Below are 14,607 nucleotides of genomic sequence, written 5' to 3'. Positions count from 1 at the left end.
AACATGGCAACAGTAGTAACAATGCCTCGCTTAAGCGATACAATGACAGAAGGAACTGTAGCAACTTGGTTGAAAAAAGTTGGGGATAAAATTAATGAAGGTGATATTTTAGCTGAAATCGAAACGGATAAAGCTACAATGGAATTTGAGTCTTTCAATGAAGGAACTTTATTACATATCGGAATTCAAGAAGGTGAAACAGCAACAGTAGATTCATTATTAGCTATTATCGGTAAAGAAGGGGAAGATATTTCTCAACTTATTGCTGGTGGTACTTCAAATGATAAAAAGGAAGATAGTTCAGCTTCAGAAGATAAAAAACAAGAAAAATCAACATCTGAATCAAAAACAACTGAACTTCCAAAAGGAGTTAAAGTAGTAACAATGCCACGTTTAAGTGATACAATGACTACAGGTACTGTTGCAACTTGGTTGAAAAAAGTAGGTGATAAGGTAAGTGAAGGAGATATTTTAGCTGAAATCGAAACCGACAAAGCTACCATGGAATTTGAATCTTTTAACGAAGGAACTTTATTATACATTGGAATTCAAGAAGGAGAAACTGCACCTGTTGATAGTGTTTTAGCAATCATTGGACCTGCAGGAACCGATGTTTCTGGAATTGCTGATAACTATTCAAATGCATCTGAATCTCAAGATGATAAACCTGAGGCTAAAGAAGAAAAAGCGACTGAATCAAAAAAGGAAGAATCAACAACGCAAACAACTTCAACATCTTCAAATGGTGGAAGAATTTTTGCGTCTCCTTTAGCAAAACAAATCGCAAAGGATAAAGGAATTGATTTAAGTCAAGTTAATGGTTCTGGTGAAAACGGAAGAATCGTTAAGTCTGATGTAGAAAACTTTAAACCTTCTACTAAAACTGCAGAACCAGTTGCTCAAGCAGCTGCAACTTCAAATGATGTAAAACCATTTGTGCCAGCTGGAGAAGTGTACCAAGAAGAAATCAAAAATTCGCAAATGCGAAAAGTAATAGCTAAACGTTTAGCAGAGTCTAAATTTACGGCTCCTCATTATTATTTAACTATTGAGTTAGATATGGATAATGCTATTGCTTCAAGAAATATGATTAATGGATTGCCAGAAACTAAAGTATCATTTAATGATATGGTTATCAAAGCATCTGCAATGGCATTGAAAAAACATCCTCAAGTAAATTCTCAATGGAGAGAAGATGCAATGATTATCAATCACCATGTAAATATTGGTGTTGCTGTAGCAGTTGAAGACGGATTAGTAGTTCCAGTATTGAAATTTACAGACCAAATGAGCTTAACGCAAATTGGTGCAAACGTAAGAGATATGGCTGGAAGATCTAAAGCTAAGAAAATCCAACCTAATGAAATGGAAGGAAGTACCTTTACAATTTCTAACTTAGGAATGTTTGGAATTCAATCTTTTACTTCTATAATTAACCAACCAAACTCAGCAATTTTATCTGTTGGAGCTATTGTTGAAAAACCAGTAGTTAAAAACGGACAAATTGTTGTTGGAAACACTATGACAGTAACTCTTGCTTGTGACCACAGAACAGTTGATGGTGCAACAGGAGCACAGTTCTTACAAACATTCAAAGCATTTATGGAAAATCCAGTTACGATGTTAGCTTAATTTTCTATTTACAATTATAAAAAAAAGTCTCGATTTTATCGGGACTTTTTTGTTTCAAATATTTTAGTCATTTTAGTAATCTAACTAACATTTTGATTTTTAGTACTTTCCTAAATTTGCTTAATAATTTAAACTAAAATCTAAAGTAATGAAAAATCAATTAATAATGCTTTTAATAGCTTTTGTTTCTATTTCGAGTTTTGCACAGACTGAAGCAAAAAGAGCAGAACAATTTAATTTAGAAAAAAATAAAGTTGCAGTTCAAGGCTATGATGTAGTTTCCTATTTTAAGCAAAACAAAGCGGTAAAAGGGAATAAAGATTTAGCTGTTAGTTATCAAGGTGTGATTTATTATTTCTCTTCACAAACCAATAAAGATGCTTTTAAGAAAAGTCCAGCTTCATTCGAACCTCAATATGGAGGTTGGTGTGCTTATGCAATGGGGAATTCTGGAGAGAAAGTTGAAATTAATCCAGAAACATTTAAAATTTTAGATGGTAAATTATATTTGTTTTACAATGCTTTTTTTAATAATACTTTAAAAAGTTGGAATAAAGACGAAGTTAATTTAAAGAAAAAAGCAGATTTAAATTGGAAAAATTATATCAAATAAATCATGAAAAAGTCAATTTTAATCTGGATTATTAAACTTGTTGCAGTTGTAATTCTTTTGCAAACCTTATTCTTTAAATTTACAGCAGCCCCAGAAAGTGTTTATATATTCACAACTTTAGGCATTGAACCTTATGGAAGAATTGGTTCAGGAATAGTTGAGTTGATTGCATCAATTTTAATTTTAATTCCTAGAACAACCTTATTAGGAGCAATTCTGGGTTTAGGTACAATGACTGGAGCTATTTTATCTCATGTAACTAAATTAGGAATTGAAGTCAATAACGATGGAGGAACTTTGTTTACATTAGCAATCATTACTTTTATTTGTTGTGCGATTTTAATTTTCATTAATAAAGAAAAAATTCCAGCTCTTTTAAAATTTAAAATATAAATTGTTGATAGATTTAACAATAAACAATACAATTAAAGTCCCGATTTTGTCGGGATTTTTTTATTTTTACTAAAACTTATACAACATGAAAAAAATATATTTTTTAGCTTCATTATTAGTAATTGCTTGTGGTTCTCCAAAATTACTTCCTACAACAAATCAAGTTGCTACAGAAACTAATTCTTCACTTGCTAAAACAGATTTTGCTAAAGAAGAAAATGTTGCCAAAACTTTGAAATTCTTAGCTTCAGACGAAAACGAAGGAAGAGATTCTGGAAGCAAAGGAATTGAAAAAGCCAGTGTTTTTCTTGAAAATATGATGAAAGAAAACAACATCAAACCTTATTTCAAAACCTACAGAGATACACTTTCTAATTTTGATAAACCAGCTTATAATATTGTTGGATTTATAGAAGGAAATGATCCAAAACTTAAAAAAGAATATGTTATAATAGGTTCTCATTATGATCATATTGGAAAAATTGCTGCTGTAAATGGTGATGAAATTGCCAATGGAGCTAATGATAATGCTTCTGGTTCAACGGCAACTTCGGAAGTGATGAAATATTTTGCCAAAAACAAAACCAATAAAAGAAGTCTAATTTTTGTATTCTTTTCAGCGGAAGAAAAAGGATTGTTAGGTTCTAAACATTTAGCCAAAAGATTAAAAGCTAAAAATTTAGATTTATATTTCATGTTCAATTTTGAAATGATAGGTGTGCCAATGAAAGACAAAGATTTCCTATTATACATTACAGGTTTTGGAAAAACAAATATGGCTTCAAAAATGAATGAATACAATGGTGAAAAAGTAATTGGATATATTCCAGCTGAGACTAAATACCAGTTGTTTAGAGCTTCCGATAATTATCCATTCTTTACAGAATTTGAAGTTCCTGCTCAAACGGTTTCAACATTTGATTTTGAAAACTTCGATTTTTATCACAAACCAGATGATGAATTTGAATTAATGGATACCAAACATATGACAAATGTTATTAATAGCATGATCCCTATTTTAGAAATTATGATGAACAAACCAACCAAAGAAATTACGATCAATGCAAAATAAAAATATAATAATCACTGGAACTTCAAGAGGAATTGGTTATGAATTGGCTTTGCAATTTGCTAATGAAGGGCACAACGTTTTAGCTTTATCAAGAAAAACGCCAAAAGCATTTATTGAACATAAAAACATAACTTGCTTATCAGTGGATTTAGGTTTAGATTCAGCAATTGATGAAGTAGAAAATTTTATAAAGGATACATTCAAAAAAGTAGATGTTTTAATTCATAATGCTGGTGCTTTATTACACAAACCATTCGAACAAATTACTTCAAGTGAATTTGAAAATATATACAAAGTAAACGTTTTTGCAGTAGCTAGTTTAACGCGAATTTGTATTCCGTATCTTCAAAAAGGAAGTCATGTTATAACCATTAGTTCGATGGGAGGAATTCAAGGAAGTATGAAATTTGCAGGTTTAGCTGCATATAGTTCAAGCAAAGGAGCAGTGATTACCTTATCAGAATTATTAGCTGAAGAATATAAAGAACAAGGAGTAAGTTTTAATGTTTTAGCCTTAGGTTCAGTAAATACAGAAATGTTGCAAGAAGCTTTTCCAGGATATGAAGCACCACTTTCAGCCTTAGAAATGGCAAATTACATTCACGATTTTGCATTAACAGGAAATAAATATTACAACGGAAAAGTATTGCAAGTTTCCTCAACCACACCATAATTTTTTTGAAAATTGTAACTTCAATAAAACTAAATAACATGAAAAAAGTAAACGCCATTCAATTATTTGAAGACAAAAAAGTTAGAACTGTATGGGATTCTGAACAAGAAAAATGGTTTGTTTCCATAATTGATGTAATTGAAGTATTAACAGAAAGTGAGCGACCAAGAAAGTATTGGAGTGATTTAAAATCAAAACTTACTAAAGAAGGAAGTGAAGTGTCCGATAAAATCGGACAGTTGAAAATGCAAGCTCCTGATGGAAAGATGAGAATGACTGATGTTGCTGATACGGAACAAATTTTTCGATTAATTCAATCCATTCCTTCGCCAAAAGCTGAGCCATTTAAACTTTGGTTAGCACAAATTGCAAAAGAAAGGTTAGACGAATTACAAGATCCTGAAATCACTATAGATAGAGCTTTAGAGCAATATTTACAAATGGGATATTCTGAAAATTGGATAAATCAACGTTTAAAAAGTATTGAAATACGAAAAGAACTTACTGATGAATGGAAAAAAAGAAGTGTAAAAGAAGGTCAAGAATTTGCGGTTTTAACAGATATTATTTCAAAAGCTTGGTCAGGAAAAACAACCAAAGAGTATAAAATTTTGAAAGATTTAAAAAAAGAGAATCTTAGAGATAATATGACAAATATGGAGTTGGTTTTAAACATGTTAGCTGAAGCATCAACAAAAGATATCTCAAAAGCAACAAATCCTGAAACATTTCAAGATAATGCAAAAGTAGCCGAACAAGGAGGAAATGTTGCACATGTTGCGCTTAAAGAATTAGAATCAAAAACGGGAAAAAAAGTAGTTACTAATTTAAATTCTAAATCACTAATTCATTCAAATAAACCTAGCGACAAAATTGAGTAACGTTTTAGAAAAATATTTGCCTTCTCACGCAGTGGAATCTTGTTTTGAGCTTATCAAAATGAATCATGTGCATTTAAAAATTGTTAATGAGCGTCAAACACGTCATGGTGATTATAGAAAAGACACACAAGGTTTTCACTTAATAACAATTAATGCTAATTTAAATAAATACAGATTTCTCATAACATTGATTCATGAAATTGCTCATTTAGTAGCTTTTCAAAAATTTGGAAGAAACATTAAACCTCATGGAGTAGAATGGAAACACACTTTTCAAAGATTAATGGTGCCTTTTATCAGACCAGAAATATTTCCAAATTCGGTTTTGTCTTTAGTAGCCAATCATTTTAGAAATCCAACAGCAAGTAGCGATACAGATGCAAGATTAGCTTATGCTTTAAAACAATTTGATGAAAGAAAACCTGATGTGTATTTCATTCATGAAGTTCCTAATGGGAGTCTTTTCCGAATTAAAAACGGTAGAATTTTTAAAAAAATTGGACTTCGAGTAAAACGATACGAATGTTTGGAAATAAATAGCGGAAAAACCTATTTGTTTAACGCAAATGCTGAGGTTGAAATAATTCCGGGTTAGTTCGTCTTCAGTTAAAGGTTAATCAAAGAAACATCATTTCATTTCATAGCATATCATATTAATTTGTATATTTAGAGATTAATTTTGTAAACATAAATTACAAGAAAAATCACAATGAATAAGAATTATTACGCAATTTTAATGGCTGGTGGTGTTGGATCACGTTTTTGGCCAGTAAGTACAGTTGATTTCCCAAAACAGTTTCATGATATGCTAGGAACTGGAGACACATTAATACAAAAAACATTTTCTAGATTAGCTAAATTAATTCCTGCTGAGAATATTTTTATCCTAACCAATGAAAAATATAATAATATAGTTTTAGAGCAATTACCAATGGTAAAACAGGAACAAGTTTTACTTGAACCTGCAATGCGAAATACCGCTCCATGTATTTTATATGCTTCTTTAAAAATTCAAAAACAAAATCCCAATGCTGTAATGGTTGTAGCACCAAGTGATCATTGGATTGAAGATGAAGTTGCCTTTACCGATAATTTAAAACAATGTTTTGATTTTTGCAGTTCAGAAAATGCCTTAATGACATTAGGAATTCAACCATCATTTCCAAATACAGGTTTTGGTTACATTGAATTTGATAAGTCAGATTCAAATCCGATAAAAAAAGTCAATCAATTTAGAGAAAAACCAGATTATGAAACAGCTAAATCTTTTTTGGTTAGTGGAAATTTTCTTTGGAATGGAGGTATTTTTATTTGGAGTGCAAAAGCAATAATTGACGCTTTCTCTGAGTTTCAACCACAAATGAATCAGTTGTTTTTAAGCGGTTTAGAAAAATACAACACCAATTCTGAAAAAGAGTTTATTCTTGAAAATTACGCCAAAGCAGAAAATATTTCAATTGATTATGCGGTGTTGGAAAAAGCAAAAAATGTTTATGTTTTGCCAGCAACTTTTGATTGGAACGATCTAGGAACATGGGGTTCGCTACATGAAAAATTGCATAAAGATGAAAATAATAATGCAGTAGTTAATACAACAGTTGTTTTAGAAAATGCTTCAAATAACATCATAAGATCCAAAGGAAAAAAGGTAATTGTGATCGACGGATTAAAAGACTACATAATTGTTGATAATGAAGATGTTTTGTTAATTTATCCTAAATCAAAAGAGCAAGATATTAAAATTATTGCTTCAAAAGTAGTTAAAAATTAAAATGACACGTGGTTAACATCCAACAAGTATCCATATGAAAAAACTAGTTACATTTATAATTATCCTCTTTAGTATCCAAATGAATGCTATTGACATTCAGCTTACTGCTACTAATGAAACATGTCCTTTTAACGGTACCATTACTGTTGCAGTATCCAACCAAACTGTTGGAACACCTATTACTTACGAATTATTTTTGTTGCCCAATACAACAACAGCTGTTCAAACGCAACAAACTAATGTTTTTTCTGCTTTGGTTGCTGGTAATTATAGAGTAAAAGCTACACAAGTTGTTGGAGGAAATTCAACTTCTACTACTGAAGATATTACTATTATAGGGTCATATATACCCATTAGTTTTACTATTTCTGAAGTAAAAGTAAAATGTGGGATGGATGGAAGTTTAACTGTAAATGTTACCTCAGGAACGCCTGTTTCTTATCAAATAACAGCAGGTCCAATAACTACTGGTGTACAAACAGATAATGTATTTAATAATTTACCAGTAGGTCAATATAACATAAAAGTAGTTGACAATTGCGGACAAGCTTTTGTTCAAACGTATACTTTGATAAACATTGTTCCCTTTTTTATAATTTTAGATGGAGGTCCATCGCAACCAGAATTGCCTGCTTGCGGAATTGCCGGAATATCTCATACTCTTGGCTTTAATGATTTGTCATTACAAACTATATTTTTCCCTTTAACAGTTGAAGTTACAGCTTTTCCAACTATTGGGGCACCAATTATTACGTCTCAAATTATAAACACTACTGATTTTGGTTTTCAAGTACCAATAGATGCAAATGGTATGACTATTCCTTATAATGTAAAAATCACAGATGCTTGTGGAAATGTTTTCATTAGAAATAATAATGTAGTAGATGTCAATTTTGATTTTGATGTTATAAAAACTATTGATAATTGTGCAGATTATTATGTAGAATTCAAATTAAGAAATTATAAAAGTCCTTACACCGTTACTTTTTTAAATGCACCTTTAGGGTTTAATCCTTTAACATATAATGCCAATCATCCAGGACCATTTAGTGGAGGTGAGGTACAGTATGGTGATATAGGAAATTATCTTCCAGAAGGAAATTACGAAGTGCAAATAACAGATGTTTGTGGAAATACAAAAACAAAAACGTTTGAAATCATTTCTGGTTTTAATCCAGTTTCACTCCCACTAGGTGAAAGTTGTACAACAGGTAAAATTACAATTTCTATTTCACCACCAATTGACTTAACTGTTGTAACTATAGTTTCTGCACCAGTTGGTTATACTGGCGTTTTACCACAAGATGTGAGTAGTTTTATTAATGCCGAAGGAATATTTGTAATTACTGGAATTCCTATTGGAACCTATGTGTTTGATCTAACTGATGAATGTGGTAATTTTTATGATGATTATGTAGTGGTGATTCCACCTGGACAAGGCGAAATACCAATTGTTGAACAAAAAGTTGGTTGTGCTGTTGGAGAGGGTTCTGTGAAAATTTCTTTTGCCAACTCGGATGTTGTTAGTGTAACAATTATTGAAGCACCTGCTGCGGCAGGATATACATTACCTTACGATGTTTCGTTTAACATAAGTACACAAAATGATTTTTATATGAATTCCTTAATTGCAGGAGTTTATAAGTTTAAAATAATTGATAATTGTGGTGGGGAGACTCAAACAACAGTAAATGTAACAGGGTATGTCATTACGGCAACTAATGTAAATATTGCAGCAAATTGTGGGTCTTTTAATTTAGAATTGAATCATGTTAGTAACGCAAACTTTATTACTTCTTATTTTTTACAAAAATACAATCCAGTAGATGGTGTTTGGGAGCATCCATCAACAGGAGTTGATTATATTGATGGTCAAGACGTAAATGACGGATTAACTATAGGAGGTGCCTCTGCAGGAATTAATAATGCGATTAGAATTTTTAACAATCAAAATAATATAAATTTAGTCTATGGAGATGGATTATTTAGAGTTGTAAAAAGGTTTTTAAACTATTCCAACGGTATTTCTACTTTTAATAAATGTATTTCCTCTTTGTATGAATTTAATTTTCAATCTGGTCCGCAATTAATAGATGTTTACGCTTTTCCATGTGCGAATAGTACACAAGAAGTTGTAGTAGTAGCAACTGGTTTAGGACCATTATTATACAGAATTGTTGAAAAAAACGGACAACCTTTTCTTATAAATAATAATACCTCAAATAGTTTTTCAGGTTTAGAAACAGCCATTTATAAATTCGAAATTGAAGATAATTGTGGAAATGTCTTGGTTACCTTTGTAGATGTTTCTTTATTAAATCCACCTGTAATTACAGAAAGTAATTTATGTGATGGTTCAATTGGTCGACTTGAAGTACAAAATTTATCTTTTGTAACTTACAGATGGTTTAAAACAACTAATCCAACAGTTACATTAAGTACAGCAAATTTTTTAGAATTTAATCCATTTAATATTGTTACTGATTCAGGTATGTATGGTGTAGAGCTTACTACAACATCTTCAAATAGTTGTGTGAATCAAACACTATTTTATACTATTGATGCCAACGGTTTCAATCCTAACGCTGGTAACGACTTAGGTGTTACATTTTGTGCCGAAAATCTATCTATTGATTTAAATGATTTATTAACAAACCCACACGATAGTAATGGCGTTTGGACAGATGCTCTCACAGGATTAGTATTGCCAAGTACCAATCTCAATCTTTCATTATTAAATGATGGAATTACAGATTATATTTATACAGTTTCAGGAAGTTGTTCATTATCGGATTCCGCTACAATTTCAATAAATATTCTTCCTTTTCCACTAACAACAACAACTATAACTGCTTCAAATTTATGTGATGGATTAATAGGCAGGTTAGAAGTTGATGAAATTCCTTTTGTAACTTACAGATGGTACAATACTGCAAATCCAACGGTGACGTTAAGCACCACTTATTTTTTAGAGTTTAATACCTTCAGCAGTGTTTTAAATACAGGAACTTATGAAGTAGAAATGCTTACACCAGCAACAAACAGTTGTATTAATCAAGTTTTACAGTATTTTATTGATCCTATGCCTTACAATCCAAATGCTGGAAATGATTCTGTAAATCTCTTTTGTGAAGAAACTTTATCAATAGATCTAAATTCCCTTCTAAGTAATCCACATGATAATAATGGGGTTTGGACAGACACAAACGGAATTTTATTAGCAAGTACAATTATCGACCCAATTGTTTTAGGAGTTGGAACTACAGATTTTATTTATACAGTAACGGGTATATGTTCGACTTCAGATTCTGCTACTATTAGTATTGAAGTTAATCCATTTCCGATTGCTCCAACAATTACCATGAATCCTTCTGTTTTATGTATTGGTGGCGATCTTCAACTTGAAACTCCTTTAGTAACGGACGCAACTTATTTCTGGACAGGTCCAGACGGATTTACATCTTCATTACAAAATCCTCTAATAACTAATTTTCAAGCTCAAAATAATGGCGATTACTTTTTGTTTGTAACTGTAAAAGGATGTAATTCTCCTACAACTCAATCAACAGTTTTGGCTAATTTTGTTCCTGATTTTACGATTTCTGGGGCTACTGAAATTTGTCAGACACAATCTGCAATTCTTTCTGTTTTACCTAATAATTTTACAATTTCGGATGCAAATATAACTTATCAATGGTATTTTAATGATGGCATAATTGCTAGTGGAATCAACGAAACTTTTGAAGCTTTTGATTTTGGCACTTATAAAGTTGAGGTTAATAATCAAGGTTGTATTAGCGAACAAGAAATTACAATAACTGAAAAATTAGAATCTTTTCCTGTTATTTTAGCACAAGGTTGTTTAGGAAATGATTATATGATAACTATTGAAAACGCAGCTACTTTTCCAAATGCGGTTTATTCTTGGACTGGACCCAACGGCTTTGTGAGTAATGATCAAAATATTAATGTAAGTAGTTCTGGAGTTGGTTTGTATTCAGTTTTGGTTACTGATGCGTTAGGTTGTACTGCAACAGCTCAAGCTACTGTGGAAAGAGCGGCCTGCTTTATTCCAAACGGATTATCGCCAAATGGTGATGGAGATAATGATTTTTTAGATTTAGCTGGATATTTTGTCAAAAAATTAACCATTTTAAATCGATGGGGAAGAATTGTATACGAAAAAGACAATTATATTAATGAATGGAAAGGTCAATCTAATGAAGGTAATTTATTACCAGCAACAACATATTACTACATAATAGACTACGAAACAGAAGGGGAAAACAAAAAAATGGGTTGGATTTATATTACTTATTAAGAATCTTCCAGCAAATACATTTGTCTAACTTTTTTAAATAATTCAGAAGAATATACAAAATCGGTAACGGCTTCGTTATCGGTTTTGAATATTTCTTTATTCGAACCTTCCCATTCAAGCAAACCGTTTTTCAAGAAGATAATTTTTTCACCTATTTCCATTACCGAATTCATATCATGCGTATTAATTACGGTGGTAATATTATATTCTTCAGTAATTTCTTTAATAAGATTGTCAATTACTATTGCTGTTTTGGGGTCTAAACCCGAATTAGGTTCATCACAAAAAAGATATTTTGGTTTGTTAACAATAGCTCTAGCAATTGCAACACGCTTTTGCATACCACCAGAAATTTCTGAAGGCTTTTTGTTATTTGCGTTTATTAAATTGACTCTGTTAATTACAAAATCAACACGTTCTTTTATTTCAGCAGGGTTTTTTTTGGTAAACATTTTTAATGGAAATCCAATGTTTTCTTCCACTGTCATGCTGTCAAATAAGGCGCTTCCTTGGAAAACCATTCCTATTTCAGTTCGTAATTCTCTTTTTTCATCGTTAGTTAGTTCTGAATAAATCCGACCATTAAAAGCAATAGTTCCTTTTTCAGGAGTGATAATTCCTAATAACGATTTTAAAAAAACAGTTTTTCCAGAACCACTTTGCCCAATAATTAAATTGGTTTTCCCAGCTTCAAAACGGGTACTGATTCCTTTTAAAACCTTTTGCTCACCAAAAGTTTTTTCTATGTTTTTAACTTCTATCATTAGCTTAAAAGGAGTTGAGTTAATATATAATTCAATAAAATAATCAATACAGAAGTCCATACAAAAGCTACAGTGCTTGCTTTTCCAACTTCAAGCGCACCACCTTTCATATAATAACCATGAAACGAAGGAACTGTAGCTAAAATAAAAGCAAAAACACCCGTTTTAATAAAAGCATAAGCAATATGAAAAGGAATAAATTCGTTTTGAAGACCTTCAATAAATTCACCACTAGTTGTAAAACCACCATAAACTCCTGCAATCCAGCCGCCAAATATTCCTAAAAACATACTAATTCCAATCACAAAAGGATACAAAAAAAGAGCAATCAATTTTGGAAAAACCAAGTAATTTAACGAGTTTACACCCATAACTTCCAAAGCATCAATTTGCTCAGTAACCCTCATAGTACCAATGCTTGAGGTAATAAACGAGCCCATTTTACCAGCCATAATAATGGAAATAAACGTAGGAGCAAATTCTAAAATAATAGATTGCCGTGTAGCAAAACCAATTAAATATTTCGGAATTAACGGATTTGTTAAGTTTAAAGCAGTTTGAATCGCAACAACACCACCCACGAAAAACGAAATAAAAGCAACTATTCCTAACGAGTCAATGATTAAATCATCAATTTCCTTCAGTATAAGTTGTTTCATAGCACTCCATTTGGTAGGCTTGTTAAAAACTTCTTTCAACATTATAAAATAACGACCTATTTGCGATAGGTATCTTACTAACATCATAGTTTTAAAATATCCTCAAAAATACTAAGAAGTTATGACCCATGGAAAAATAAATCCTTTTATTTTTTGTATTGGCGAAGCACTTATAGTTATCTTTTTTTTAAATTTAAAAATTTACTTTGATTTTTGAGATTGAGATTGATTTTTTTAACTTGAATTTGGGCGTTCCCTTTCAGGTCGTGCTGTCCACTATATCTTTTTTGTTTAAATAAACAAAAAAGGATGCCGTTCCCATCACTAACGCAAGTGTAGGTTTTAAAACAACTTTTTTCTTATCTTTTTTCAACTGTAACTTCTTATAAATTGGGCTTGTACGTTTATGTTTTATTATATTTTTAAGTTTGTATAAAACTTGATAAATTATAAAATATTATCTATTAAAAACATCTCTAAATTGATACAATAATCGTTCAATCAGTCTTAAGTCTTCAGTAACTATATCAGCTGTTCCTGACATTTCTTGTTGGAAAATTATTTTCTTTTGATATGAAGTTTCTATTCCGTTTGGCAATGTGATGTCTATTAATAGATTTCCTTCTTTGTCTGGAGTTAGTGAGATAGATTTTACTTTTCCTTTTATAATTCCGAATTCTCTATCCGGAAAATTAGCCAGTCTTATATTTACATCTTGATCTATTTTTATTTTTCCAGAATTTTGAGCTGGTGCTTTTACTTTTCCTATGTAATTTTTATTGTCTGTTGGTACAATCGTGAAAACTTGCTCTCCAGCATTAATAGTTTGATTTTCCACCCAAATTTGCATGAATGAAACTTGCCCTTTTTTAGACGACCGCAACACATAAGCCAATTCCCAATCATTTATAGCTTTTTTAAGTTGATTAAAAGATTGCAATACATTTCTAAGTAAGTTGATATTTTCTTTTGTTTCACTAACTCTTGTGTTTCCAGAATTTCGATTTAAATCATTAATAGAAGAACGCATTTGAGATAATTGCGAACTTATATTTTTAACGTTTTTCTCTGCTTGCAAATAATCTAAGTTTTTACTTTCCCATTCTTGAGTAGCAATTACACCTTTTTCGTGTAATTTTCTATAACGTTCTAATTCTTGTTTTTTTAGTTGTAATTCATTTTTACTTATTTGATATTGTTGTTGTTGCAATATAAGTCTTTCGTTTAGTTGATTGGTTTCTAAACTTTGAGCTGTTTTTTCAACCGAATAGGGTTTTAAGTCTCTATTTAAATCATAAGCAACATAATCTTTTTCAAAAAGGGTAAATGCATTTTGAATATCACCCAATTGTAAAACCGAAAACTTATCGAATGAAAAATTAAATTGAGTTTTGTTTATTGAAATTGTATCTATACATTCTTTAAGTTTAAAAACATCATTATAATTTGCAGTATTTTCAATTATTGCTAAAGGAGTTTTTGAATCTACTTCAATTCTATCTGCTACTAATATTTTGGATATTTTACCCGAAGTTCTTGCTACTAATTTTTCAGGTGGATTTTGAGTTGTTATTGTAATTTGTGTAGCAATCATATCAGGATATTTGATAATATAGGCAAACAACATTACTGTCAAAAGAATTACTAATATAATGATATTTCCCCATCGAATCATCCAATGCGGGACGCGAGTAAGGATTTCTTGGACTTCTTCACTTCTTAATTCTATGTCTTGATATTCTGGCATTTTATTGTTTTTTTACCACAGATTACACAGATTTTCACGGATTTTTTTCTTCAAATATCCAAAATCGTTACTCAACATTCT

Annotated in this window: 12 protein-coding genes; 9 read left to right on the top strand and 3 right to left on the bottom strand. The window is 30.9% G+C overall.

The genetic code is table 11. The annotated features are described in order from the left end of the window. The first annotated feature begins 3 nt into the window (after window positions 1-3). The 9 genes from ACTF56_RS05575 to ACTF56_RS05535 all read left to right on the top strand — a co-directional run bounded on the left by ACTF56_RS05575 (window position 4) and on the right by ACTF56_RS05535 (window position 11,356). Window positions 4-1,632, top strand: a complete 1,629-nt coding sequence (locus ACTF56_RS05575) for a pyruvate dehydrogenase complex dihydrolipoamide acetyltransferase (protein WP_438965920.1) — start codon at window positions 4-6, stop codon at window positions 1,630-1,632. Between the two features lie 148 nt (window positions 1,633-1,780). Further along, window positions 1,781-2,245 (top strand): YHS domain-containing (seleno)protein, encoded by a 465-nt coding sequence (locus ACTF56_RS05570; protein WP_438965919.1) that lies wholly within the window; start codon window positions 1,781-1,783, stop codon window positions 2,243-2,245. 3 nt (window positions 2,246-2,248) lie between these two features. Continuing rightward, a complete protein-coding gene (locus ACTF56_RS05565; RefSeq protein ID WP_438965918.1) occupies window positions 2,249-2,638 on the top strand; it encodes a DoxX family protein in 390 nt (129 codons plus the stop codon). Between the two features lie 85 nt (window positions 2,639-2,723). After that, window positions 2,724-3,710, top strand: coding sequence for a M20/M25/M40 family metallo-hydrolase (locus ACTF56_RS05560; protein ID WP_438965917.1), 987 nt, complete (start codon window positions 2,724-2,726; stop codon window positions 3,708-3,710). Further along, the gene (locus tag ACTF56_RS05555) at window positions 3,700-4,383 is read left to right on the top strand and encodes an SDR family NAD(P)-dependent oxidoreductase (RefSeq protein WP_438965916.1); all 684 of its coding nucleotides are present in this window, start codon (window positions 3,700-3,702) and stop codon (window positions 4,381-4,383) included. The genes ACTF56_RS05560 and ACTF56_RS05555 overlap by 11 nt, the downstream gene beginning before the upstream one ends. 38 nt (window positions 4,384-4,421) lie before the next feature. Further along, complete coding sequence (locus tag ACTF56_RS05550; protein ID WP_438965915.1) at window positions 4,422-5,264, top strand: BRO-N domain-containing protein; 843 nt, start codon at window positions 4,422-4,424, stop codon at window positions 5,262-5,264. Then, complete coding sequence (locus tag ACTF56_RS05545) at window positions 5,257-5,859, top strand: SprT-like domain-containing protein (RefSeq protein WP_438965914.1); 603 nt, start codon at window positions 5,257-5,259, stop codon at window positions 5,857-5,859. The genes ACTF56_RS05550 and ACTF56_RS05545 overlap by 8 nt, the downstream gene beginning before the upstream one ends. A gap of 114 nt (window positions 5,860-5,973) precedes the next feature. Then, window positions 5,974-7,035, top strand: a complete 1,062-nt coding sequence (locus tag ACTF56_RS05540; protein ID WP_438965913.1) for a mannose-1-phosphate guanylyltransferase — start codon at window positions 5,974-5,976, stop codon at window positions 7,033-7,035. Between the two features lie 34 nt (window positions 7,036-7,069). Then, the gene (locus ACTF56_RS05535) at window positions 7,070-11,356 is read left to right on the top strand and encodes a gliding motility-associated C-terminal domain-containing protein (RefSeq protein ID WP_438965912.1); all 4,287 of its coding nucleotides are present in this window, start codon (window positions 7,070-7,072) and stop codon (window positions 11,354-11,356) included. On the opposite strand, the gene ACTF56_RS05530 is transcribed toward ACTF56_RS05535, so the two are convergent. From ACTF56_RS05530 to ACTF56_RS05520, 3 genes are all read right to left on the bottom strand, one after another. Further along, the gene (locus tag ACTF56_RS05530; RefSeq protein ID WP_438965911.1) at window positions 11,353-12,120 is read right to left on the bottom strand and encodes an ABC transporter ATP-binding protein; all 768 of its coding nucleotides are present in this window, start codon (window positions 12,118-12,120) and stop codon (window positions 11,353-11,355) included. The two genes, ACTF56_RS05535 and ACTF56_RS05530, sit on opposite strands and share 4 nt — an antisense overlap. Then, the gene (locus ACTF56_RS05525; RefSeq protein WP_438965910.1) at window positions 12,120-12,866 is read right to left on the bottom strand and encodes an MlaE family ABC transporter permease; all 747 of its coding nucleotides are present in this window, start codon (window positions 12,864-12,866) and stop codon (window positions 12,120-12,122) included. Before ACTF56_RS05525 ends, ACTF56_RS05530 begins: the two co-directional genes overlap by 1 nt. Before the next feature lie 370 nt (window positions 12,867-13,236). Beyond that, window positions 13,237-14,526: an HlyD family secretion protein gene (locus ACTF56_RS05520; RefSeq protein ID WP_438965909.1), complete on the bottom strand. Its 1,290-nt coding sequence runs from the start codon at window positions 14,524-14,526 to the stop codon at window positions 13,237-13,239. Between the last annotated feature and the right edge of the window lie 81 nt (window positions 14,527-14,607).

The sequence above is a fragment of the Flavobacterium sp. genome (genome assembly GCF_965657075.1).
Lineage (GTDB): Bacteria > Bacteroidota > Bacteroidia > Flavobacteriales > Flavobacteriaceae > Flavobacterium.
Note: the sequence above shows the minus strand (reverse complement) of the source record. Positions and strands in the feature narration are given on the sequence as shown.